This is a genomic window from Bradyrhizobium sp. B039, from assembly GCF_038965675.1.
Taxonomy (GTDB): domain Bacteria; phylum Pseudomonadota; class Alphaproteobacteria; order Rhizobiales; family Xanthobacteraceae; genus Bradyrhizobium; species Bradyrhizobium diazoefficiens.
Map to the genome: position 1 here is coordinate 4,897,289 of NZ_CP152416.1, position 24,053 is coordinate 4,921,341.

At 64.8% G+C, this 24,053-nt stretch carries 24 protein-coding genes; 12 read left to right on the plus strand and 12 right to left on the minus strand.

From position 1 onward, the window contains the following. Positions 1-80: 80 nt before the first annotated feature. Both secG and tpiA read right to left on the minus strand, forming a co-directional pair. Complete coding sequence (secG, locus tag AAFG50_RS22880) at positions 81-470, minus strand: preprotein translocase subunit SecG (RefSeq protein ID WP_011087574.1); 390 nt, start codon at positions 468-470, stop codon at positions 81-83. A 140-nt stretch (positions 471-610) separates the two neighbouring features. Further along, on the minus strand, positions 611-1,366 hold the full coding sequence (gene tpiA, locus AAFG50_RS22885) for a triose-phosphate isomerase (protein WP_028171801.1): 756 nt from the start codon (positions 1,364-1,366) through the stop codon (positions 611-613). Between the two features lie 223 nt (positions 1,367-1,589). Between tpiA and AAFG50_RS22890 the strand changes: the two genes are divergently transcribed. The 4 genes from AAFG50_RS22890 to moaC are packed head-to-tail and all read left to right on the plus strand — an operon-like array spanning position 1,590 to position 5,862. Beyond that, positions 1,590-3,488 (plus strand): SurA N-terminal domain-containing protein, encoded by a 1,899-nt coding sequence (locus tag AAFG50_RS22890; protein ID WP_028171800.1) that lies wholly within the window; start codon positions 1,590-1,592, stop codon positions 3,486-3,488. A 14-nt stretch (positions 3,489-3,502) separates the two neighbouring features. Continuing rightward, on the plus strand, positions 3,503-4,516 hold the full coding sequence (trpD, locus tag AAFG50_RS22895) for an anthranilate phosphoribosyltransferase (RefSeq protein WP_028171799.1): 1,014 nt from the start codon (positions 3,503-3,505) through the stop codon (positions 4,514-4,516). 7 nt (positions 4,517-4,523) lie between these two features. Then, entirely contained in the window at positions 4,524-5,342 is an 819-nt protein-coding gene (gene trpC, locus AAFG50_RS22900) for an indole-3-glycerol phosphate synthase TrpC (protein WP_028171798.1), read from the plus strand. Position 5,343: 1 nt separating this feature from the next. Next, positions 5,344-5,862 carry a cyclic pyranopterin monophosphate synthase MoaC gene (gene moaC / locus AAFG50_RS22905; RefSeq protein ID WP_028171797.1) on the plus strand — a complete coding sequence of 173 codons (519 nt, stop codon included), beginning with the start codon at positions 5,344-5,346 and terminating at the stop codon, positions 5,860-5,862. A gap of 11 nt (positions 5,863-5,873) precedes the next feature. Here moaC and AAFG50_RS22910 read toward each other — a convergent pair whose 3' ends face one another. Next, positions 5,874-6,038 carry a Flp family type IVb pilin gene (locus AAFG50_RS22910; RefSeq protein WP_028171796.1) on the minus strand — a complete coding sequence of 55 codons (165 nt, stop codon included), beginning with the start codon at positions 6,036-6,038 and terminating at the stop codon, positions 5,874-5,876. 312 nt (positions 6,039-6,350) lie between these two features. Between AAFG50_RS22910 and AAFG50_RS22915 the strand changes: the two genes are divergently transcribed. Next, positions 6,351-9,083, plus strand: a complete 2,733-nt coding sequence (locus AAFG50_RS22915) for an EAL domain-containing protein (protein WP_028171795.1) — start codon at positions 6,351-6,353, stop codon at positions 9,081-9,083. Here the strand turns inward: AAFG50_RS22915 and AAFG50_RS22920 are convergent. The 8 genes from AAFG50_RS22920 to AAFG50_RS22955 form a co-directional block, all read right to left on the minus strand. Continuing rightward, positions 9,080-9,691 carry an RNA polymerase sigma factor gene (locus AAFG50_RS22920; protein ID WP_028171794.1) on the minus strand — a complete coding sequence of 204 codons (612 nt, stop codon included), beginning with the start codon at positions 9,689-9,691 and terminating at the stop codon, positions 9,080-9,082. The two genes, AAFG50_RS22915 and AAFG50_RS22920, sit on opposite strands and share 4 nt — an antisense overlap. A gap of 350 nt (positions 9,692-10,041) precedes the next feature. Next, complete coding sequence (locus tag AAFG50_RS22925; RefSeq protein WP_131234182.1) at positions 10,042-10,662, minus strand: hypothetical protein; 621 nt, start codon at positions 10,660-10,662, stop codon at positions 10,042-10,044. After that, the gene (locus AAFG50_RS22930; RefSeq protein ID WP_311995817.1) at positions 10,659-11,423 is read right to left on the minus strand and encodes a cytochrome c3 family protein; all 765 of its coding nucleotides are present in this window, start codon (positions 11,421-11,423) and stop codon (positions 10,659-10,661) included. The genes AAFG50_RS22925 and AAFG50_RS22930 overlap by 4 nt, the downstream gene beginning before the upstream one ends. A gap of 11 nt (positions 11,424-11,434) precedes the next feature. Further along, entirely contained in the window at positions 11,435-12,142 is a 708-nt protein-coding gene (locus AAFG50_RS22935; protein WP_039184572.1) for a hypothetical protein, read from the minus strand. Between the two features lies 1 nt (position 12,143). Then, positions 12,144-14,093: an FAD-binding oxidoreductase gene (locus AAFG50_RS22940; protein ID WP_011087584.1), complete on the minus strand. Its 1,950-nt coding sequence runs from the start codon at positions 14,091-14,093 to the stop codon at positions 12,144-12,146. A gap of 23 nt (positions 14,094-14,116) precedes the next feature. After that, complete coding sequence (locus AAFG50_RS22945) at positions 14,117-14,971, minus strand: Spy/CpxP family protein refolding chaperone (RefSeq protein WP_074076924.1); 855 nt, start codon at positions 14,969-14,971, stop codon at positions 14,117-14,119. After that, positions 14,949-15,362, minus strand: coding sequence for a DUF1622 domain-containing protein (locus AAFG50_RS22950; protein ID WP_028171789.1), 414 nt, complete (start codon positions 15,360-15,362; stop codon positions 14,949-14,951). Before AAFG50_RS22950 ends, AAFG50_RS22945 begins: the two co-directional genes overlap by 23 nt. Beyond that, positions 15,359-16,588, minus strand: coding sequence for an OpgC domain-containing protein (locus AAFG50_RS22955; protein ID WP_049832411.1), 1,230 nt, complete (start codon positions 16,586-16,588; stop codon positions 15,359-15,361). The genes AAFG50_RS22950 and AAFG50_RS22955 overlap by 4 nt, the downstream gene beginning before the upstream one ends. 492 nt (positions 16,589-17,080) lie before the next feature. Here AAFG50_RS22955 and AAFG50_RS22960 point away from each other — a divergent pair, with 492 nt between their 5' ends. Beyond that, positions 17,081-17,344 (plus strand): hypothetical protein, encoded by a 264-nt coding sequence (locus AAFG50_RS22960; RefSeq protein ID WP_028171787.1) that lies wholly within the window; start codon positions 17,081-17,083, stop codon positions 17,342-17,344. Between the two features lie 148 nt (positions 17,345-17,492). Then, entirely contained in the window at positions 17,493-17,729 is a 237-nt protein-coding gene (locus AAFG50_RS22965) for a hypothetical protein (RefSeq protein WP_080668037.1), read from the plus strand. A gap of 73 nt (positions 17,730-17,802) precedes the next feature. On the opposite strand, the gene AAFG50_RS22970 is transcribed toward AAFG50_RS22965, so the two are convergent. After that, a complete protein-coding gene (locus AAFG50_RS22970; RefSeq protein WP_011087590.1) occupies positions 17,803-19,140 on the minus strand; it encodes a S41 family peptidase in 1,338 nt (445 codons plus the stop codon). 304 nt (positions 19,141-19,444) lie between these two features. On the opposite strand from AAFG50_RS22970, the gene AAFG50_RS22975 reads away from it, so the two are divergent. From AAFG50_RS22975 to lexA, 5 genes are all read left to right on the plus strand, one after another. After that, positions 19,445-20,578 carry an alpha-hydroxy acid oxidase gene (locus AAFG50_RS22975; protein ID WP_028171785.1) on the plus strand — a complete coding sequence of 378 codons (1,134 nt, stop codon included), beginning with the start codon at positions 19,445-19,447 and terminating at the stop codon, positions 20,576-20,578. Positions 20,579-20,592: 14 nt separating this feature from the next. Next, positions 20,593-21,219, plus strand: coding sequence for an HAD family phosphatase (locus AAFG50_RS22980; protein ID WP_028171784.1), 627 nt, complete (start codon positions 20,593-20,595; stop codon positions 21,217-21,219). A 165-nt stretch (positions 21,220-21,384) separates the two neighbouring features. Further along, complete coding sequence (locus tag AAFG50_RS22985; RefSeq protein WP_039184576.1) at positions 21,385-21,603, plus strand: hypothetical protein; 219 nt, start codon at positions 21,385-21,387, stop codon at positions 21,601-21,603. 223 nt (positions 21,604-21,826) lie between these two features. After that, entirely contained in the window at positions 21,827-23,038 is a 1,212-nt protein-coding gene (glp, locus tag AAFG50_RS22990) for a gephyrin-like molybdotransferase Glp (protein WP_028171783.1), read from the plus strand. 175 nt (positions 23,039-23,213) lie between these two features. Continuing rightward, complete coding sequence (lexA, locus tag AAFG50_RS22995; RefSeq protein ID WP_011087594.1) at positions 23,214-23,909, plus strand: transcriptional repressor LexA; 696 nt, start codon at positions 23,214-23,216, stop codon at positions 23,907-23,909. The last annotated feature ends 144 nt before the right edge of the window (positions 23,910-24,053 follow it).

Consider the following 24,053-nt stretch of genomic DNA (forward strand, 5'->3'; position numbering starts at 1 on the left):
AGAACTAAGAATGGTAACAGAGCCTTGATGGGGATTGTTGACGCAGGACGGTAGAAGCCGTCCTGCATGGCCCCCCTGCTTTATTGCGAGCGAGGCACCTGCGGGCCGCTCGGCGCTGCGGGGGCCTGCTGCTGCTCGTCGGCCTTCTTCAGCGAATCCAGGATGCCGCCCGAGGTCGGCGGCGCAATCGGCGATCCGCCGGCCGGCTGGCCCTGCGATGCCGGCTGGCCAATGATCGACGAAGGCGCGCGGTTGTAGCCGGCGTACCAGGACAGGAACAGGCTGGTCACGAAGAAGCCGGCGGCGAGGATCGCGGTCGTCCGCGACAGAAGATTCGCGGTGCCGCGGCTCGACATGAAGCCCGCGCCTCCGCCCATGCCGAGGCCGCCGCCTTCCGACTTCTGGAGCAGGACGGCGCCGATCATGACGGCGACGATCATGAGATGGATGACGATGACAACAGTCTGCATAGTGCCCTTCCGTCACAAGCCGACAGCGCCGAGACGGCGGCCGATCGCGCTTCGCGGGTTTTCCTGAAGTTGCGCGGTGTTACACGATCGGAAACGGCATTGCCACCCCCGATCGGGTCCAGACCAACGGTTTGGGTTAGCTAGGGGCAGCCCTTGGCGATCGCAAGGAAATCGGCCGCCTTGAGGCTGGCGCCGCCGACCAGCGCCCCGTTGACGTTCTTCACGGCCATCAGCTCGGCCGCGTTCGAGGGCTTGACCGAACCGCCATAGAGGATTCGCATCTTCGCCCCGTCCGCCCTAAACCTGGAGGTCAGGAACTCCCGGATAAACCCATGAATCTGCTCGACATCCTGGGCCGTGGGGGTCAGGCCGGTGCCGATTGCCCAGACTGGCTCATAGGCCACGACCAGGTTGGCCGCGGTAGAGCCGTCCGGCAGCGAGCCGTCGAGCTGGCCGCGCAGGATGTCCAGGGTCTGGCCGGCATCGCGCTGGGCTTGCGTCTCGCCGATGCAGACGATCGCCGTCACCCCGGCCCGCCAGGCGGCTTCCGCCTTCTGCCGCACCAAAGCATCGCCCTCGCCATGGTCGGCGCGGCGCTCGGAATGGCCGACGATGATGGCAGTCGCGCCGGCATCCGCCAGCATTTCGGCGGCGATATCGCCGGTATGGGCGCCGGAGGCCTTGGGGTGGCAATCCTGGGCCCCAACCGCGACCTTCTTGCCGCGCGCCTTGTCGGCAAAGGCCGCGATCAGGGTCGCCGGCGGGCAGACCAGCAGATCGGCCTTGGCGGCCACGTCTGCCGCGCCATTGAGCATGGCGTCGAATTCGGCAGCGGAGGCCTTCAGGCCGTTCATTTTCCAGTTGCCGGCGATCAGCGGTCGGATGGCGTCGGTCATGTCAATTTCCAGCAAAATGAGGTTTGTGCATGCGCTAGCAGAGGTGCCGCGGCAGTTCCAGAGACCTAAGGGCTTTTAACCGCAGCTTCGCGAGGCCGCGTGACCTGAGGTTGCGGGGGGAAAGCCGCCACTTTATGATGATCTATCAATTTGGTGACGCGCTTTTGCGGAATCTGCATTAAGACGCGCTCCCGTTCCCTTCCTGCCAAACAAGTTGGACCAAATGCTTCGAGGAATGCGCAAGGCCTCATCAAACTGGCTCGGCAAGACCATTATGGCCGTGGTGATGGGCGTGTTGATCATCAGTTTCGGCATTTGGGGCATCGCCGACATCTTCCGCGGCTTCGGACAGTCCACGGTGGCCAAGATCGGCCGCACCGAGATTTCGCTGAACGAGTTCCGCCAGATCTATACCGACCGCTTGCAACAGATCAGCCGCCAGTTCGGCCGTCCGCTAACGCCTGATCAGGCCCGCGCCTTCGGCCTCGACCGTCAGGTGCTCCAGCAGACGATCGCGGAAGCCGCCCTCGACGAAGAGGCGCGCCGGCTCGGGCTCGGCCAGTCTGACGACCAGATCCGCCAGGTCATCATGAACGACCCCAACTTCAAGGGCGTCGGCGGCAGCTTCGATGCGAACCGCTTCCAGGCCGTGATCCGCAACTTCGGCTATACCGAGCAGCGCTACGTGTCCGAGCAGCGCAAGGTGTCGCTGCGCCGGCAGCTCACCGGCACGATCGGCGCGGGTCTCGAGCCGCCGAAGGCGATGATCGACGTGCTGACGCGCTTCCAGAACGAGCAGCGCGCCATTGAGTTCGCAAGGCTCGACGCCGCGCAGGCAGGCACCATCGATGCGCCCTCGCCCGAGGCGCTCGCCGCCTATTTCGAGGATCACAAGGTCCAGTTCCGCGCGCCCGAATATCGCAAGATCGCCTTTGTCGTGATCTCGCCGGAAGAGATCGGCAAGTGGAGCGAAGTCTCCGATGAGGACGCGAAGAAACTGTTCGACCAGCGCAAGGACCGGCTCGGCACGCCCGAGAAGCGCCAAATCCACCAGATCGTGTTTCCCAACGCGGCCGAGGCGCAGACCGCGCGCGAGCGCCTCGCCGGTGGAATGTCGTTCGAGGATCTCGGCAAGGAGCGCGGACTGAGCGCATCCGACGTCGATCTCGGGCTCGTGACCAAATCGTCGCTCGACCCGGCGGTTGGCGATGCCGCCTTCGCGCTCCCCGCAGGTGAAATCAGCCAGCCGATCCAGGGCCGTCTCGGCACCGCGATCGTCAAGGTCGACAAGATCGAGCCGGGCGTCGAGGCGAACTACGCCAGCCTCGTCGGCGACATCAAGCGCGAGATCGCCACCGAGCGCGCGCGCGTCAAGGTCGCCGATCTCCGCGACAAGATGGAAGACGAGCGCGGTGGCGGCGCCAGCGTGATCGACGCGGCGCAGAAGCTCGGCCTCACCGCCGTCACCATCGACGCCGTCGACCGCTCCGGCCGCGCCCCGAACGGCCAGCCGGTCGCCAACATCCCGCAGGGCCTCGACGTGGTGTCGCAGGCCTTCAATACCGACGTCGGCGTCGACAATGACGCGATCTCGTTCAAGGGCGGCTACGTCTGGTACGACGTGCTCGCCATCACGCCCTCGCGCGATCGCAACCTCGACGAGGTCCGCGACCAGGTCGAGGCGCGCTGGCGCCAGGACCAGATCGCGACCAAGCTGAAGGCCAAGGCGACCGAGATGGTGCAGAAGCTCGAAGCGGGCGGCAAGCTTGCCGATGAAGCCGCCGCGGTCGGCGCCAAGGTCGAGACCGCGACCGGCTTCAAGCGCGACGACTCGCCCGCCGGCGTGCCCGCGACCGTCGTTGCGGCCGCCTTCCGCACCGCCAAGGACGGCGTCGGACAGACGCCCGTGAGCGGCGGCAGCGAGGTGATCGTCTTCCGCGTCACCGACATCGTCGATCCCACGGTCGACGCCGCCTCCGACGCGGTGAAGAAGCTGAAGGAGAGCCTCGACCGGGCGCAGACCGAGGAGCAGGTCGCTTCCTACGTCAACAAGCTTGAAACCGACATCGGGACCACCATTAATCAGGCCGCCTTCGCGCAGGTGACCGGCGCGAACCAGTGAGTTGAAAGCACGCGATGGACGACCTGAAATCGATCATTGGAAAAGTGGCGACCGGCGCCAGCCTGTCGCGTGACGAAGCGGCTTCCGCCTTCGACGCCATGATGTCGGGCGAAGCCACCCCCTCGCAGATGGGTGGCCTCTTGATGGCGCTGCGGGTGCGCGGCGAGACCGTGGACGAGATCACCGGCGCGGTCGCGGCGATGCGCTCCAAGATGCTGACCGTGACCGCACCGCCAGACGCCGTCGACATCGTCGGCACCGGCGGCGACGGCTCCGGCTCGGTTAACGTCTCGACCTGCGCCTCATTCATCGTCTCGGGCGCCGGCGTGCCGGTGGCCAAGCACGGCAACCGCGCGCTGTCGTCGCGCTCGGGCGCCGCCGACGTGCTGGCTTCGCTCGGGGTGAGGATCGACCTCAGGCCGGAGCAGGTCGGGCGCTGCGTGCGCGAATGCGGCATCGGCTTCATGTTCGCCCCTGCCCATCATCCCGCGATGAAGAATGTCGGCCCGACCCGGGTCGAGCTCGCCACCCGCACGATCTTCAACCTGCTCGGACCGTTGTCCAATCCGGCCGGTGTGAAGCGCCAGATGGTCGGCGTGTTCTCGCGGCAATGGGTGCAGCCGCTGGCGCAGGTGCTCAAGAACCTCGGCTCTGAATCCGCCTGGGTGGTGCACGGCTCCGACGGCCTCGACGAAATCACCCTCACCGGCCCGACTTTCGTATCCTCGCTCCACAATGGCGAGATCAGGAATTTCGAGGTGACGCCGGAGGAAGCGGGGCTGCCGCGCTGTGAGCCCGGTGCGCTCAAGGGCGGTGACGCCGACGCCAACGCGATTGCGCTGCAAAGCGTGCTCAACGGCAAGCCGAGCGCCTACCGCGACGTGGCGCTGATGAACGCGGCCGCCGCGCTGGTCGTGGCCGGGCGTGCCAAGGACCTCAAGGAGGGCGTCGCGATCGGCGCGAAATCGCTCGACAGCGGCGCAGCTAACGCGCGGCTGAAACACCTGATCGCGGTCTCCAACGGCTGAGCCTGACATGTCGGACATCCTGACCAAGATCGAGACGTACAAGCGCGAAGAGATCGCCGCCGCCAAGCGCGCGCAGCCCCTCTCCGTCGTCGAAGCAACGGCCAAGGCGCAAGGAGCACCGCGCGGCTTCCTGCACGCCATCAAGGCCAAGCACACCAATGGCGACTTCGCGCTGATCGCCGAGGTCAAGAAGGCCTCGCCGTCGAAGGGACTGATCCGCGCCGATTTCGATCCGCCACAGCTCGCCAAGGCCTATGAGGCGGGCGGCGCCGCCTGCCTTTCGGTGCTGACGGACACGCCGTCGTTCCAGGGCCATCTCGACTTCATGGTGGCCGCGCGTGCGGCGACGTCACTGCCGGTGCTGCGCAAGGATTTCATGTTCGACGCCTATCAGGTGGTCGAAGCCCGCGCGCATGGCGCCGATTGCATCCTGATCATCATGGCCGCGCTCGACGACGCCACCGCCAAGGACCTGGAAGACACAGCTATCGCCTATGGCATGGATGTGCTGGTCGAGATCCATGACCGCGCCGAGCTCGACCGCGCGCTCAAGCTGCGCTCGCCGATGATCGGCGTCAACAACCGGAACCTGCGCACCTTCGAGACCACGCTCGCGACCAGCGAAGCGTTGGCGCCGCTGATCCCCGGGGACCGGCTGATGGTCGGCGAGAGCGGCATCTTCACGCCCGCCGACCTCGCCCGGCTCGAGCGCGTCGGCATGTCGACCTTCCTGGTCGGCGAGAGCCTGATGCGGCAGGCTGACGTGACCGCCGCCACGCGTACGCTGCTCGCGCGCGAGACAGCCCGCGCGACCGGTACGCGCTGACATGGCGCGCAAGCCGTCCAAGACAAAGCCGTCGAAAACGAAGTCCGGCCCTGCCCTCACCCATATCGGCGCCTCCGGCGAGGCGCGGATGGTGGACGTCTCGGACAAGCCCGCGACCGAACGGCTTGCGGTCGCGGAAGGCCGCGTCCTCATGACCAGGGCAACGCTGGACCTGATCGTCTCGGGCAATGCCAAGAAGGGCGACGTGCTCGGCACCGCGCGCATCGCCGGCATCATGGCCGCCAAGCGCACCTCGGAGCTGATCCCGCTCTGCCATCCGCTCGCGCTGTCGAAGGTCACGGTCGATATCGAGCCCGACGCGAAGCTGCCGGGCTGCCTCGTCCGTGCCAGCGTGAAGGTGACGGGCTCGACCGGCGTCGAGATGGAGGCGCTCACGGCCGTGTCCGTCGCCTGCCTCACCATCTACGACATGATCAAGGCGGTCGAACGCGGCGTGCGCATCGAGGGCATCCATCTCGTCGAGAAGCTCGGCGGCAAGTCCGGCCACTACCGCGCCTGAGCGCGCGGTTCTCACTTCAGCGAAGTGCTGATCGATCCGAATTTCGTGTTGAGCTTGCTGCCCATGCCGTTCACGACGGTGATGACCGCAAGCGCGATGCCGGCTGCAATGAGCCCGTATTCGATCGCGGTCGCGCCACGCTCGTCGGCGAGGAAGTTCTTCAAGGTGTTTTTCATCGTCGCGCCCTCTCTGTGTCGTTGGCATGCGTGTTCGCAAATCACGTGCCAACGCCGGCTTGAGGATCGTCAGCATGTTAGATGGTTAAGCCTTGGTTGATCATCGTGCGGCCGGCAGGAATTGACCGGCATCGCAGGATCCTTGCGGCAATTCCTGCACGTCCTGCATCCCGCGTATCGATTGCTTTTGCCTGCGGGCATTCATGTCGCATTAACCGCGCTTCCTAACTTCGCCTCCACACCGTTCCCGTAAACCAACGGATGTTTTGAGGATCAAGAATTGATCCTGGCGTGTGCGCGGCAACGATCCACATGATGACGAAATACGGCAGTCGCCTCCTTGACCAGGTCTTCGTGCGCAGCGGGCCGATCCGCTGGCTGGTCGTTGGCGGCACGCTGCTGATCGCCGCGATCGCCGTCGGCGCGGTCCTGATGGCGCAGAACTTCCGCGAGCGCGCGCTGCGCAACTCCGGCCGCGAGCTCGAAAACACCGTGCTGATGCTCGCCCATCATTTCGACCAGCAATTGCAGGATTTCGCGGTCATCCAGAAGGATTTTGTCGACCACGTTCGCACGATCGGCATTGCCAGCGCGGAAGACTATCGCAAGCGCCTTTCCGGCCAGGACATCCACCGCCTGCTGCGCTCGAAGATCGAGGCGCTTCCCTACATGGGCGGCGTCAACGTCATCGACGCCGAAGGCAATCTCATCAACTCGTCGACGGCGTGGCCGGCTCCGAAGGTCAACGTCGCCGACCGCGCCTATTTCCGCACCTTCCGATATGCCCCCGATGCGCCCGACGTCCTGATCGAGCCGGTGCACAGCCGCATCTCGGGCGCCTGGACCATCCTGATCGTCCGCAAGATCGTCGGCCCGAACGGCGAGTTCATGGGCGTGGTCGGACGCGGCATCGAGCCGGCCAACTTCGAGAAATTCTTCGAGTCCGTCGTGCTCGGCGAAGGCGCGACCATCTCGATGCTGCATCGTGACGGCACGCTGCTCGCCCGCTACCCGCATTCGGGCGAATTGATGGGACGGAACTTCAGGAACGGCCCGTTCTCGCAGCAGCGAGTCTTCGGCCTCGACCATTTTGCCGGACGCTTCGTCAGCCCCGTCGACGGCGAGGACCGCCTGATCGCCTCGCACGCCCTGCCCCACTTCCCGATCCTGATGATGGCCACCACGACGCGCGCGGCGGCCCTGACGGACTGGCGCGAGCAGATCGGCATCCTGATCTCGGTCGCCGCCTCTTCCGCGCTCGCCATCGCCGGCGTGCTGATCGCGATCGTGCGCAAGCTTCTGGAGCAGCACCGCCTCTCGCGGGAACGGCTGACGCTGGAAAAGCAGCGTCTCGACCGCGCCGTCAACAACATGACCCAGGGCCTGCTGCTGTTCGACGCCGAGCAGCGGCTCGTGGTGTGCAACCAACGCTATATCGAGATGTACGGCCTGTCGCCCGAGGTGGTGAAGCCCGGCTCCAGCTTCCATGACATCATCGCCCACCGCAGCGCGACCGGCTCGTTCACCGGCGACGTCGACGGCTATGTCGCGCGCGTGCTGGGCGACATCCACGCGCGCAACTCCATGGTGGTCGACACCGCCGACGGGCGCTCGATCCACATCCTCAACGAGCCGCTCGCGGACGGCGGCTGGGTGGCGACGCACGAGGACATCACCGAGCGCCGGCGCATCGAGGAGCGCATCACCCACCTCGCCCATTATGACGCGCTGACCGACCTGCCCAACCGCGCCATGTTCCACGAGCATCTGCGCCAGGAGCTGGCCGCCATCACCGACGGCGACGAGATCGCGGTGCATTACATCGACATCGACGAGTTCAAGGGCGTCAACGACGCGCTCGGCCACCTCGTCGGCGACGAGCTCCTGAAATCGGTCGCAACGAGCCTCAGCCGCTGCGCGGGCCCGGCGGATTTCGTGGCGCGGCTTGGCGGCGACGAATTTGCCATCGTGCAGGGCGCGGTGACGTCGCCGGACCAGGTCAACGATCTCGTCGCCCGGGTCTTCCAGGCCATCCGCGCTCCCTTCGACTGCATGGGCCATCATCTCACCACCGACGCCAGCATCGGCATCGCGCTGGCGCCGGGACACGGCACGGTGCTGGATCAGATCCTGAAGAACGCGGACCTGGCGATGTACGCCGCCAAATCCTCCGGACGCCGCACCTATCGCTTCTTCGAGCCGGAGATGGACGCCAAGGTCCGCGAGCGGCGGCAGCTCGAGATCGACCTGCGCCACGCCATCGCCCAAGGAGGGCTCGAAGGCGGCCTCGAGGTCTATTACCAGCCCTGCCTCGGCCTGAAGGACGACCGCATCACCGGCTGCGAGGCACTGGTGCGCTGGCGCCATCCCGAGCGCGGCATGGTCTCGCCGGCCGAGTTCATCCCGATCGCGGAGGATACCGGCCTGATCAACGAGATCGGCGAATGGGTGCTGGCCACCGCCTGCCGCGACGCCGCAAGCTGGCCCGACGACATCCGCCTCGCCGTCAACGTCTCGCCGGTGCAGTTCAAGAGCGGCACGCTGGCGCTGAAGATCATGGCGGCGCTCGCCGCCTCCAATTTTCCGGCCAGCCGGCTCGAGCTCGAGATCACCGAGGCGGTGCTGATCCGCGACGACGACACCGCGCTGGCGATCCTGCACCAGCTCCGCGCCATCGGCGTGCGCATCGCGCTCGACGATTTCGGCACCGGCTACTCCTCGCTGAGCTACCTGCACCGCTTCCCGTTCGACAAGATCAAGATCGACCGCTGCTTCGTCAACGACATCGCCGGCCCCGACGGCTCCGCCAGCATCGTCCAGGCCGTCGTCAATCTGGCGGCTGCCCGCCGCATGACCACCACCGCCGAGGGCGTCGAGACCGAGGAGCAGCAGCGCCTGCTCCGCACGCTCGGCTGCTCCGAAATGCAGGGCTATCTGTTCAGCGCCGCAAAGCCGGCGGACAAGGTGCTGGAGCTGTTCGCACTGCATCGCAGCCGGCTCGCCCAGCGCGGCGGCAACGAGAGTCGCCGCCGCGAGGCAGGCTAGGTCGGACCTCGGTTATCAGCGCAGCGGCATTCCCAGAAGCTTTCCTCCAAACACACAACGCAGGTCTGCTCCAGACGCACCTTCAGGGCGTGCCGGGCGCGATGAAGGCGGACGGTCAGGTTGTTGACGGTCACGCCCAGATCGGCCGCAACCAGCTCCCGCGGCTCGCCGGCGAGATCCACCCTTCTGATGACTTCGGCATGCTCCGGCTTCAGCAGGGACAGGTGGGTATGAAGACACTCGCAGACCGCGGCATTCGCAGCGGAATCCTGATCGGCTGCAAGACGGTCGTTGAGCTCATGCGGAAAAGGCATCTCGCGAGTCCTGCTCCTTGATGCCTGGCGGTGAAAGTCTGCGATGGACGTGGCCAGGACCCTGCTCAGCCAGCCTCGAACCGAGTCCGCATCACGAATGTCGCCGGATCGCTCCAGTGCACGCAACATGAACGCCTGGAGCACCTCCTCCGCTTCCGCCTTCCCGCCAAAGCGCCGCTGCAAATAATTGCGAAGGCGATCGTAGCTGCCGACGAGGGCAGCACGAACGACTGCCTCCTGCACTTCCAGGGAGCCGGCTGTCAGCATCGGCAGATTCTCGTTCGGCGATTTCATGACCCATCGTCCTTGCATGACATTCGGTAGATCGCTTCGTTGGAGCGGGAACGCGACGGCGCGGCTGCCATCAGCCGGTGCGGCAGCCTCCCGAACAGCGGGCGCGAGCGATCGCTGCGACAGCGGCGCTCACGTGGCGACCTCTGTTTCCGCAAACCGGCGATCGCTCTTTCGGCGTTCTTCCTCTCAGCACGCAGCGTGCGGGAACAGCACCGAGGCCGGCGCCGTCACTCCGCCGCGTGTGAGGTCCTGGCGCGCATCGTCGTCATCCGCATGGCAACGTGCCTCTCGCAGACGAGTCGATCCGCGCTCGCACCTGGAGCGACGCAGTCCGGTTTTCAGGAGCTATCTCAGGCGATGGGGGGCCGGTAGTGGCGACGGAACGTGCCTTCGTCGCCGATCACGTCAGGCTGCGCTTCGCAGCGCGAGCGCGGCACGACGAACTCCGCAACGGCCGGAGCTTGCGGCCACACGGCGCTGAAGCAAAGCACCGAGCCGCAGCAGGTCGCATGCCGCTCGCCGGGCCGGTCATGGTCGTCGTCGTCGCAATCCCCGGCCATCGCAACGTCATGCGAATGTACTGCCGATCCGCCAGCGTGATCGTGCTCATGCGCATCTCCAGGCTGATCGCTCGGATGGTCGCACTGCATCGCTACGTCGAGGGAGATCGAGATCGCGAGGGACGGCGTCATCGACGCGAGCAGGTAAGCGATGGCGACAAGCCATCCCCACCATCTTCGCCTTGGCTTTCGCAAGCCAATCATCCCTGCACCTGCTGTCCCGACCGGAAACATATAGCTCTGGTTGCAGTGACGGCCAATAGAAAACGACGCTCGCGGCTTCGACATTGCAAGAACGGCGATGAGAGTCGTGCGCCGTGCCAGATGCGGCGCGGAAATCAGCTCCCGATTTCTTTCGTCGAGCCCTGTAATATATTGCACCCCTCTCCGTCGCGCGACCGAATCCGTCAATGGTGCTTCATCCAGCCGGTGCCCTTGATGTCGTTGAACGAGTCGGTTCTGTGACACAGAAAGCATTGATCGACCGATGCGTGCTCCTGTCCCGTGATCATCCGATCCATCATGACGAAGTGGCCCATGTAGTGGCTCGGCGGCGCCTGATGGCATTGGGCGCAGTCCCTCGAAGTCGGCGAGGGGTGCAGGAAACCGGCGATCTTCCAGGACGCGAGCCCATGGCAATCCGCGCAGTCCCGTCCGAGCAATTCGCGGTGCGGCTCCCGGTTGCTGTGGCAGCTGGCACAGTCGAGCGCAGCCTTTTCCCGCCGTTCTGACTTTGGCAGGCCGAGAAACTCCTTCAGGTCCGCAGTCAGTTGATCGGCCGTGGCCCGGTCGAACAACTTCGTGCCGGAGCCGGCCGCCGCGACTTGCAGCAGTGCCGCGTGGTCCATCCTGATCGGCCGCAACTCGCCCATGTGCTCGAGATGACAGCCGGAACATTGAGTGCCCGCCGCGGCATGAAACGCCGTCGACTGCTTGGCGAGATCCGCGGCGGAAGGCGCGTGACAGGAGATACAGGCCGCTGCGTCGACGCCCCTGACCGGCGTGTGGCAGCTCTCGCATCTGTCGGACAGAAAAGCGTGCTTCCCGGACAGCGGCCCGGGCGCCACAAATCTCGTCCAGCCCGGGACTAGCTCGGAGCTGCCCCGATAGAGAGCGATCGATACGACGGCCGCGCTTGCGACGGCCAGTGTCGCAACCACGGCGTAGAGCACGCCCCTGATCGTCACGCCAGCCACCGCAGCCCGTAATAGACCTCGGCCGCCACATGCACCGCCAGCAGCGCATACATGACGATCGCCGCCATGACATGCAGCCCGATCCACTTCAGGAAGATCTTCTTGATTGCTTCGCTGGATCCGATCGCCGATTCGAGATCGGAAATGCCATCGACGAGTTGCAGCACGGGCACATTCGGCAACGCCGATGCAGGCGCGGCGTCCCCCTCACGGACCACACGATCGGGCGACGACATCGCCGACGCAATGTGCTCATAGGCCGACCTCAAGGTCGCCAGATGCGATTGCTGCTGGCGCAGCTCCATCGCGGTTTGCGGCAGGTAGTACCGCCCGACAAATCCGGTGACGACAACGATCAGCATGCTGGTCACCAGGGCAATCCCAAGCGGACTTTGAAACTTGTGACCGGTATGCAGAAGCGCGAAGAATGCTGCGACGATTCCGTCATAGGCGTGAAACGCCAGGAGCGTCGGCATCGACACGCCTCGCGTGACCAGGACCTTCAAACCCACGCTGTATTTCGTCATCGGATAGACGAGAAGGAGAACCATCAGCACGGCCGCACCGGCCCCGAGGACAAAGCCCGCCAGGCTTCCTGCGAACCGGCTGTCGGAGTGCAGCAGGAAAGCCGGCACCAGCAGCAACAGGGCCGCCAGAACGACGTCGGCGATCAGGCGCTCTCTCCCGTCCATCATGTCAGGCCTCGACGACCAGATCTCCGACCGATCTCGCCTGGCAGGCCAGGATGAGACCGTTCGCCTTATCGTCTGCGGTCAAGGCGTCCTGGACCTCCATCGTGACGTTTCCTTGCAACAGATGCGTCTTGCAGACGCCGCAGACCCCGACCCGACAGGAATAATCGATCGAAACGCCCGCGCTCTCGGCCACCTCCAGGACGCTCTTGTCCGGAGGCAGCGCCACAACCTTATCGGATGTCGCAAAGCGAATGGTGGCCGTTGCAGGACCGACTGTCGCAGCCCCTCGATTGCTCGCCTCGGCGGCCGGCATTTGCGCTTCGGCCGCGACCTTGCCGGGAGGTGGAACGGCGCCGCGGGCCGGCCCAAAGGCCTCCGTCTTGATCTGCTCGCGCGGCACGCCGAGCCCGATCAACGTCTTTCTGAGCGCGTCCATCATTCCGGGCGGACCGCACAGGTGAACGCGTCGTCTGGCGAGATCGGGCACAGCCTGCGTCAGGAACTCGGCCGTGATCTGCCCCTCGCTTCCCATCCACGACGTGCCCGCGGCCCGCACCATCGTGGCCGCGACGTGCAGATTGCTCATCCTGCGCTGAAGATATTCCAGCTCGTCCCGGAAAATGAATTGCTCGGTCGTCTGCGCGCCATAGACGAGGTAGATCTGGCCGGGCCATGCAATATCCGAGAGATACCGGATCGCCGCCATCAGCGGCGTGATACCGACCCCGCCACCGATCAGGACGACGCTGTCGGCTTCCACGCCCGTGAATGTAAAGGCGCCTGAGGGGCCCGCCACTTCAACGAGGTCTCCCTCCTTCAGGTGGCCATGCATGTAGTCGGACAGAAGCCCGCCGTCTTCGCGCTTGATCGTGGTCTCGACATAGGCGGTCTGGGCGGCGGACGATGCGATCGTGTAGGAACGCCTGACGGCCTGTCCGTCGATCTCGATGGCATAGGTCAGGAACTGTCCCGGCAGGAATGCAAACGGAATCGCGCCGCCGTCTGGTGCTTGCAGACGGAAGGTCTTCACGTTCGGTGTCTCCTGATAGATCGCGCAGATCCTCAGCTTGCCCTTCCAGGAGCGGCTCGCCTCAACCCGCCGCGGATGGCGATCTGTCTCCTGGGAGGATGTCGCCTCGGGCTTGTCGTTCGGCACGCCGGCGGCCGGCGGGGACACGAGGGGCGCGGCAGCAGCCGGAGCGACCGCAGCGCGCGTCAGCCGGTCGACCAGCGCGTTCGCCCGGCGCATGCGCGCGAGGTAGACGGCAAGCATCGCGAGCGAGAACAGCACCAGCAGCGCCATGGTCGTGACGTGAAACCAGGAGACCCCTGGCGTGCCGTCATCCGCATCCATGGCGCCGCGCTGAGGCAGGAGGTTCATCTGCGATTTGAACCAGGCCTGTGCGATTTGCTGCGGCGGCTTGCCCTCGTGCAGCGAGCGCAGCGCGACCACGCCACTCTGGACGGCGTTCAGGGATTCGCGAAGCCGACGCGCCGCCTGATCCGCGGCAACGATGTCGCTCCCGGCAATGGCGTGCCGCAGATCCATCTCAGCACCCGCCAAGCGATCGGTCTCCGCGCTGATCCGCTCGCGCGCCTGGATCTCCAGATTGCTCCGCTGTTCGGCGGACAGCGACGGCATCTCCATCAATGCCGGATAAAACTCCTTGCGCGGCCGGCCCATCATGCCGTCCATTCCGCCCATCATCCCCGGCGTGGCGCCGCCGGGCGGCGCGCCGGCCGCACCGCCTGCGGAGCCGGACGCTGCGGGATGATGTGCGGCGTGGTCGTCCTCTGCCTGCGCCAGCTCCCAACCCTGAGCGACCTGCCCTGTCGGATGCGCGCGGCCGAGGCCGAAGTCCGATGCGAGCGCGGCATTCGCCACAAGCTGGCTCGTGAGGACGACGAGCGCAGACAGGCCGGCTCGACATCGAAGGGGCAGACCGAACATGATCTCGCTCTCGATTCCAGCGCTCAGAACGACGCAATCAGAGGCAGCAGGATCGTGTCTGCGGTCTGCTTCTGGCTCTCGTTCAACGACGCGTAGAGCCGCGTGAAGGCCACGCGAGCCGCCTTGAGCGCCTCCAGGCGCTCGGACAGGTGCCGCTCGTAATGCTCCAGACGGTCCGCGCTTCCCAGCCTGTCATCCATCGCGAGCATCTTGCGCGCATCCAGCAGGTGCTGCCGGCTCGACCGCAGGGCATCCGCCACATTATTCCAATCGGCAGCCTGCTTGTCGCTGATCTGCAATTCCGCCTTCAGAAATGCGATCCGCCCTTCGAGCCGCTCGGTCACGTCCGCCGGGCCACTCATCGCGCCGCTGCTGCCAGACGAACTCATCTGGCCGCGCATCATCGTCTCCATCATTTGCATCATCTGCATCATGCCGGAATTGTCCTGGCAGCCGGCGCCCTGGCAGTCCCGCATCTGGCCTTGCGGCGGCATCTTCATCTTATCGTCGTTCATCTGGCCGCCGCTCATGTTCTGCGGCTGACCCGATGGCTGTCCCGTATTCATCTTGCCGCTGGAATCCGACGGTGCGGGCATCTTCGACATCTTGTCGTCGTCCATCATCGCGACGCGAGTCAGATCGGTTGCAGCGACTGCGGACGACAGTCCACCCGGACCCAGCACGAGGGCGGCAAGGGCGGCTGCGCTCACGACAAATTTCTTCGGACGATTCATGGTCATTCTCCAGGGTTTGATTCGGATGGTCGTCTGCTCATCGATTTCGGCGATGAGGGCAGCGAGGTGCGGGTCAGGCCATATAGACGCGACGCGCCGGAAACTCTTACGCACGGAGGTGTCAAAGGCCGCTGCGTGCTGCATCGCTCACCTCCCTGTCATGCCTTCGCCACGGCCATCGCCCCTCGATTTCAATCTGGAGCGAGAAGCTCAGGAAGGTGCGGATCACGATGATCAAGGCCAGGATGCCGAGCCGGTCGAACGACGGCACGATCGCGACCATTCCGATGATGTCGGCGGCAATCAGGAATTCGAGGCCAAGTAGGATGCCGCGACCGAGGTTCGCGCGATAGGAACGAAATGCGTCTGCAGGCGCACCGCGCCGCATCTCGTTCAACGACCAGACCGTTGCGGCAACCACGCCGCACACGATCACCACCACGCCAAGCAGCTCGATCGTCGATGCGGTCCAGTGCAGGCCATGCAGGATGACGCCCTGCACGTCCTCGGTGAAAATCAACTCGGAAGTTATCATTCGCCCGCCTCCCCGCCCTGCCCGGACGAACGGCTTCTGTCCACGCCCTTCGACCAGGTCCGGTAGTAGGCAACGCCCGTCATGATCCAGAGGCCCGCGGCTCCGACGATGAGCTGAGCCGGGATTCCCTCCGATCCAAAATCAAGCAGGAAATGCGCGATGAACGAAAGGAAGAGACCGACGCAGAACACGGGCAAGGATTGCTGGCCACATCGAATCAACGGCTGCAGGAAAGGCGACTTCAGTCCCGGCCAATCGATCGGAACGAGCGAGACGACGATGAGCACCAGGCTCGCCAGATGAACGACCCGATAGGGGCTGAGATTGGTCTTGTCGTTCGGTACGAAGACGGCGACGAGTCCCTCGGGGAGGTAGCCCCTGAGCTCGGGAATTCGCTCGGCCAGTGTCATCACAAGCGCGAAGAGCAGAAAGCCGCCGCTCATGACAAGGAGCGTGCGGGACGACAGCAGCCAGCGACTTGCCGTCGCCCCTCCCAATGCCAGCCAGGCCCCGAATACGAAGAGCAGTTGCCAGGTAAACGGATTGAAATACCAGACCCCGGCCGGATAGGCGGGCAAGTTCCAGCCGTAATGGCGGGCGGCCAGATAGAGACCGAACGAGCTGATCATCACCGCGTTCCGCCATCGCAACATGAACCAGAGCACGACGGGAAACGCAGCCATCAGCACGATGTAGAGCGGCAGGACGTCGAGATTGAGCGGCTTGAACTTGAGGACCAGGCCTTGCGAGAGCGTCTCGACGGGAAAGTCCATCAGTGGCGCGACGTTGAACTGATCCATCAGGTGAAGGTCGTCGAACCTGTGCGCAAGGTAATGCACGGCGGTGAGATAGACGAAGAACAGCAGAAGGTGGGCGACATAGAGCTGCCATACTCGCCGCAGCAGCCGGGTTGCCCCGATGACGAAGCCACGCTCCATCATCATGGTGCCGAACACGAACGTCGCGGTGTAGCCGGAGATCAACACGAACAGATCGGCGCCGTCGCTGAAGCCGTAATTGCGCGTCGTGAACCAGACCAGCACCGAATTCGGAATGTGTCCGAGGAAGATCAGCCAGTTCGCCAGACCGCGAAACAGATCCAGCCGGACATCGCGCCGGGGCTTGGCCAGCACCGATCTGATCGTGATCGTCTCCCAGAGCCGGCGGCGCAGGACAAATGCAACTTGCAGCGGCCGACCGGCCACCAGGATCGTCTCGTCAATCAAGAGCGTGCTTCCCATTCTTGCGCGATGTTTGCGGATCGCAACCGCGCCGCGATGCTCTATCCACTCGCGAGCCGGCACGCTAGGTGGCGTCGTTGATGCTCTTTTGACGGACATCAAACTCGAGCGATGCACCGGCCAAATCTTTTTTTCGCGCGGTCTTGTAATGAGTTGAGACGCCTCTCGTCCTCGAGTCATTCGATCGACATCGCCATCTTTCCAGCAACGCCTCTTGCCGGCACTGCAAGTGATCGAGGGCACGACATGAAGTCATCGAATTCGCGAGATCGATGCAAATTTTTTTCTGTAAGAAGATCGATACTTCCCGTCGACTGCGGCAACTCGACGATCCACGCATCGGCGCACGCAAGTGCGCGCGTCGACATTTGATTTTGCTCAACCTAGACAATCGCGCTCCGGGTTTGGTTGCCTGTCAGTCAAGCCACCGGGACTTGATTGACACCAACTCGACAAGTTCAAACAGGAGAAACCAGAATGAGTCACCGCAAGCTGATCATCGCTGCCGCGATCATGTCGCTCGTCGCGTTGCCCGCCTTGGCGCAGACGAGCACGACGAACACCACCGATGAGAAGAACGGCCACCACTATTCGGGCGGGCCCAAGACCGAGGTCCCGCACCACATGGGCAAGAAAGAGAGCGACGGCGGATCGACCAGCGGATCGGGCGGCAGCCACCATTACGGCGGCGGACCGAAGACGGAAGTCCCGCATCACATGGGCCCGAAGAAGGAGCAATGACGATCGCGCTGTGATCTCGCGGCTTGCGAGCCGCGGGATCACCGCAGAGCCCTATGTCCTAAGCTCGCAATTGATCAGACCCGTCGACTGAGATTTGAACTGATTGTAAGACGAGGTCCGTTCAACTCGTTCCAAGAAAGAGCGCAAGATGGCTCAGATTTCCGGATATGTCGTGGTCACAGTTACCGGCTTGTCATCGGCCGGCACCGTCGCTGCGCCGGGCCTCAAGGTTGGAGATCGTGTCATCCAGGCCTCGTCACCCTCCCTCAATGGCAACGTGAACATCTTCGAAGCCGTCGTTACGGTCGATGATCAATTGCAACAATTCACTGCTTTCGGTGCTTCGACAGCGGTCACATTCGAAATCCTGGCGCTCCGCCTTTGACACGCCAGCCTCAAAACGAATTCGCCCGGGAGCGGTCATCCGCTCCCGGGCGATTATCTGGACGTCGTAGGATTTAGTTCGGCACCGCAGCCTTCGGCGCGGGCTTGGCCGCGACCGCATTCGCGGTGACGCCGTGCAGGAAGTCGTAGGCCGCGTGCAGGGCCTTGTCGTCCTCCTCTTTCGGCGGGACGTAGGACTGCGATCCGGTCTGCTCGGTGCCGTCGGCAGCCTGCAGGTGGCCGCGCATCTGGGACTCCGCCATGGTATCCATCCGGCCCTTCAGCTCGGGCGGCACGTCCTGGAGGATCTCGATGTCGGGCGCAATACCCTGGGCCTGGATCGAGCGGCCGGACGGCGTGTAGTAGCGCGCCGTGGTCAGCGCCAGCGCGCCATTGCCGGCGCCGAGCGGAATGATGGTCTGCACCGAGCCCTTGCCGAACGAGCGCGTGCCGATGATCGTGGCACGCTTGTGGTCATGCAGCGCGCCGGCGACGATCTCCGAGGCCGAAGCCGAGCCGCCATTGACCAGAACCACCAGCGGCTTGCCCTTGGTGAGGTCGCCACCATGCGCGGTGAAGCGCTGGGTTTCCTCTGGATTGCGGCCGCGGGTCGAGACCACCTCGCCGCGCTGAAGGAACGCGCTCGACACCGACACGGCCTGGTCGAGCAAGCCGCCCGGATTGTTGCGCAGGTCCATCACATAGCCCGCGAGCTTCTCCTGCGGGATCTCCCTGGAGATCGCCGCGATCGCCTTCTTCAGGCCGTCGGTGGTCTGCTCGTTGAACGAGGTGACGCGGATATAGCCGATGTCGCCATTCTCGACGTGGAAGCGGACCGGCCGCACATGGATGATCTCGCGGGTGATCGCGATGTCGAGCGGGGCGTCGGCGCCCTTGCGCACGATGGTGAGCTTGGTCTTGGTGTCGACCGGGCCCTTCATCTTGTTGACGGCCTGCTCGAGCGTCATGCCCTGCACGGCATCGCCATCGATCTTGCTGATGAGATCGCCGGACATGATGCCGGCCTTGGACGCCGGCGTGTCGTCGATCGGCGAGACGACCTTGACCAGGCCCTCCTCCATCGTGACCTCGATGCCGAGCCCGCCGAACTCGCCGGAGGTGGTCTCCTGCATCTCGGTCCAGGCCTTGTCGTTCATGTAGCGCGAATGCGGATCGAGCGAGGTCACCATGCCGGTGATCGCGCCTTCGATCAGCTTGGCGTTGTCGGGCTTCTCGACATAGCTCGCCTTCACGCGCTCGAAGACTTCGCCGAACAAGTTGAGCTGTGAATAGGCATCATCCGCGCCCGCCGCCGCCCGTGCCGCCCATACTCCGCCGTGCGGACTAGCTACCAGAAGGGTCAAACACGCTCCGGTGAGCGCGCCCAGGGGGAACAGCAGGGTTTTCCGCATGGATAGGCTGGCCTTTTTGCTTGGCGGTTCTCTTGGGCTTGGGAGGCGCCATGCAAATGGCGATCCAGCCCGCTTCTCACAATACCATTCTGGTTTCTTCAAGGCCGGGACGCCGCGCCGGCGGGTACACCGTAAAAATCCCTTCGCCCGGACCTAAACTTTTGGCAACGTTCCGAAACCGTTTCATGCAAAGCAGGAATCGGTCGATCGCCCGCGCCTCGCAGCTATGCGATTTTAGGATGGTTTTGGAGAGCCGGACGGGTTAGGCGATGAAACAAGGCTTCAAATTCTCGGGAGGATAATAATGAACGAAAAACCCCGCATCCAGCCGGAAAGGAACGTCGAACTCGGCGCCAGCAGCGAGCCGTTCCAGAATCTGCACGAATTCATCCGCAAAGCACGCGCCAACCTCAACCAGAATGCCTGGGACTATATCGTCGGCGCCGCCGAGACCGAGACCACGATGCGCCGCAACCGGATGGCGCTGGACGAGCTCGCTTTTCGCCCGCGCGTGCTGCGCGACGTGCGCAAGGTCGATGGCTCCGTCGAGCAGTTCGGCCGCAGGATGCGCCTGCCGGTGGTGCTCGCCCCTGTCGGCGCGCTCGAGATCTTCAATCCGGATGGCGCCGCGAGCGTCGCGCGCGCCGCCGGCACCTTTGGGGCGGCGCACATGCTGAGCTCGGTGTCCGAGCCTGGCCTGGAGAAGACCGCCGCAGCCGCCCCCGACGCGCTGCGTCTCTACCAGCTCTATGTGCGCGGCGACGACGCCTTCGTCGCCGATGTCGTCAGCCGGGCCGAAAAGCACGCCTACGCCGCCTTCTGCCTGACCGTCGACACCGCCCATTACAGCCGTCGCGAACGTGACATCGCCAAGCGCTACGTTCGCGAGAGCCGCCTGCGCGCCACCGGCGGCGATTTCCAGAAAGGCCTGGAATGGCGGACCGTGAAGATGATCAAGGACAAGTTCAAGATTCCGCTGATCCTGAAAGGTATCGCCACCGCCGAGGACGCCCTGATCGCGCTCGATCACGGCGTCGAATGGATCTACGTCTCCAACCATGGCGGCCGCCAGCTCGATCACGGCCGCGGCGCCATGCATGTGCTGCCTGAGATCGTCGAGCCCGTGAAGGGCCGCGCCAAGATCATGGTCGATGGCGGCTTCGGCCGCGGCACCGACATCGTCAAGGCGATCGCGGCGGGCGCCGACCTCGTCGGCATCGGCCGGTTGCAATGCTGGGCGCTGGCGGCGGCCGGCGAAGCCGGCGTGACGCGGATGCTGGAGCTTCTGGAGGACGAGGTGCTGCGCTGCCTCGGCCTGTTGGGCGCCACCTCGTTCGCCGAGGTCAACAAGTCCTGCCTGCACCAAGCCACCGCAACGAACGCGCCGAGCGTGTTCAGCGCGTTCCCGTTGTTCGACCACGAGCCTTACCGGTACTGATCCGAAAGGACGCAATGACCTCGCTCTCTCCCGGCAGCGCGGATGCGCTTCTGTTCGACCTCGGGCGCGTCGTGCTCGACATCGATTTCTCCAAGGCGATCGCCTGCTGGGCGAGACACGCCGGCTGCAAGCCGGAGGCGATCATTGCCCGCTATGTGCGCGACAGCGAGGCGTATCGGCTGCACGAGGTCGGCAAGATCAGCGACGAGGAGTATTTCGCCTCGCTACGCGCCTCGCTCGGGATCGGCATCTCGGATGCGCAATTCCTCGAGGGCTGGAACGCGATCTTCGCGGGTGAGATGCCCGATGTCGCGGAGCTGTTGCCGCGTGCGGCGAAACAGATGCCGCTCTACGCCTTCTCCAACACCAACCGGCCGCATGTCGACCATTTCTCGAAGGAATACGCCGACCTGCTCGGCCATTTCCGCGAGCTGTACCTGTCGTCCAGCATCGGCCTGCGCAAGCCGGACGCGGCGGCGTTCGACCATGTCGTGGCGGCCATCGGTGTGCCCGCCAGGCGCATCGTGTTCTTCGACGACCTCGCCGAAAACGTCGAGGGAGCGCGGGCGCGCGGATTGACCGCGGTGCATGTGACCTCGCCCCGCGATGTCGGCGACGCGCTCGAGGCGCTGGGAATCTGATCGAGACGCATCGGCCGGCGGGTGAAACCGGGGAGCTCCCGAAACCGATCTGGCCGAGATGAGGAACCAAATCGCTTTGTACATTTTTATACAGAGTTCCGGGAACGGAATGCCCGCTTCCGGACTCTTGAGTCCGTTGGGACTTCTACAGACGGACGTATCATCGTGTTGGGCAAGACCTACCTCACCAAACAAGCCTCTCTTCTGCTCGAATTCGCCAGAACGACTTCGGATGCTGACCTCTCCGCCAAGCTGATCAGCAAGGCCGCCGACCTGAAATCCCAGGCCGATCCGCTGCCCGACAAGGATCAAGGCCCCAAGCCCCCTGACGTGGCTCCCGACGTGGCGCCGGACCTCCGTCCGGACCGCCAGACCGGTCGTTGACCGATGCTGGCCGTGGCTCCCGTCATTGTCGTCCTTGCCATGGCCACGCTCGTTCCCGTCTTTCTCGTCCGTCAGATCATGCCGCGGCAGGGCTGACGGTCCCTCATGACTGGACGGATCAAGCAGGATAAATCCTGATCCGGTCCCATTTTGCTTCATCGCCCGCGCTCGGCTAGAACTCTTGCCGCCCATTCGTCCAGACTTTCCGAGCAGGAGTTTCGCCGTGGCCTTGATGCCGGTTTCTGACGCGCTCGCCGCGGTGCTGGCCGGCGCGGAGCCGCTGCCTGAAGAGATGATTCCCCTCGACGAGGCCTACCACCGCGTGCTCGCACGCGACGTCGCGGCGCGGCGTACCCAGCCGCCCGAGGCGATGTCGGCCATGGACGGCTACGCCGTGCGCGCAGCCGATGCGGCCAGGGTCGACGCGCAGCTCACCATGATCGGCGAGGTCGCGGCGGGCCGGCCGTTCGCGGGAGCGGTCGGCGCCGGCGAAGCGGTACGAATCTTCACCGGCGGCGTCGTTCCCGCCGGCGCGGACGCGGTCGTGATCCAGGAGGATACGGTCGCCGAGGGCAAGCGCATCACGATCAAGGAAGCCGCTATCGCCGGTCGGCACATCCGGCCCGCCGGCGTCGACTTCCGCGAGGGCGACGTGCTCCTTCGCAAGGGAACCCGGCTCACCGAGCGCGACCTCGCGCTCGCCGCCGGGATGAACCACCCGGACCTGCCCATCCGCCGCCGTCCGAAGGTCGCGATCCTCGCCACCGGCGACGAGCTGGTGATGCCGGGCACCACGCCGGGCCCCGGCCAGATCGTCTATTCCAACGGCTATGCCCTGCACGCCCTCGCCCGCCAGGAGGGCGCAGATACCATCGACCTCGGCGTTGCCGCCGATACGCTGGAGGCCACCACAGCCGGCATCCGCCGTGCCCGAGAGAGCGGCGCCGACATCCTGATCACGATCGGCGGCGCCTCGGTCGGCGACCACGATCTGGTCCAGCAGGCGCTGAAGGCCGAAGGCATTGCGATGGCGTTCTGGAAGATCGCGATGCGGCCGGGCAAGCCGATGATGCACGGCCGGCTAGGGGCGATGGGTGTGATCGGCCTGCCCGGCAATCCCGTGTCGTCCTATGTGTGTGGCTTCCTGTTCATGGTTCCGTTGATTCGCGCCCTGTCGGGCCGCGCCGTGATTCACCATCGTCGCGAGCGCGCCGTGCTCGGCCGCGATGTCGGTGCCAATGACCAGCGCGAGGACTATCTTCGTGCGCGCCTGGAGCGGCGCGACGACGGCATGCTTGTCGCCCTTCCCGTCAATCATCAGGATTCCTCGCTGCTTGCGAATCTCGCTGCGGCGCAGGCACTTCTCGTGCGCGCGCCGTTCGCGCCGAAGGTCGAGGCAGGCGCGCCTTGCGAGGTGCTGCGACTGCCCGCCTGAACGCACTGGTCCTGCGCGTTCCGCGAACTTTGTCGCGTTCACGGTAAATTAAGCAGTTGCGGAACACATATCGAACATATAGTGTCCGTTCATGATTTGTTTCGAGCATCTGGCGGCTCGCCGCTGAATTCACCGTCTCGGAATCGAACGACATCAACCGGGGGATTTGGTCGAGATGTTAACGCGCAAACAATACGAGCTTCTGCGATTCATCAGCGAGCGTTTGAAGGAAAGCGGTGTGCCGCCCTCCTTCGACGAGATGAAGGACGCGCTCGACCTGCGCTCGAAGTCAGGCATCCATCGCCTGATCACCGCACTGGAGGAGCGCGGCTTCATCCGGCGCCTGCCCAACCGGGCCCGCGCGATCGAGGTGATCAAGTTGCCCGAGCTGCAGGCCGCCGCTGGCAACCGCCGTGGCTTCACGCCGAGCGTCATCGAGGGCAATCTCGGCAAGGTGCGAGCGAGCTCCAGCGCGGACGAGGGCGAACGCCCCGTTGCGGTGCCGGTGATGGGCCGTATCGCGGCCGGCACGCCGATCGAAGCGTTGCAGACCCGCAGCCACACCATCAGCGTACCGCCCGACATGCTCGGCTCGGGCGAGCACTACGCGCTCGAAGTGCGCGGCGACTCGATGGTCGAAGCCGGCATCCTCGACGGCGACATGGCGCTGATCCAGCGCAATGAGAGCGCCGACACCGGCGACATCGTGGTGGCGCTGATCGACGACGAGGAAGCGACGCTGAAGCGCTTCCGCCGCCGCGGCGCTTCGATCGCGCTCGAGCCCGCCAATGCGGCCTATGAGGTCCGCATCCTGCCGCCCAACCGGGTGAAGATTCAGGGCAAGCTGATCGGCCTGTACCGGAAGTACTGAGTGTGATCCGGACTGGAGGGCCGCGTTAGCGCAAAGTGCGCAGCGGTTTTCCCTCGCGACAAGCGCAGGACGCGCTTGCGCGGAGATCATGCTCAAGCAATCACCTAAAGCGCGCCCCGCCGGTTGGCGACCCGCGCGTTGACG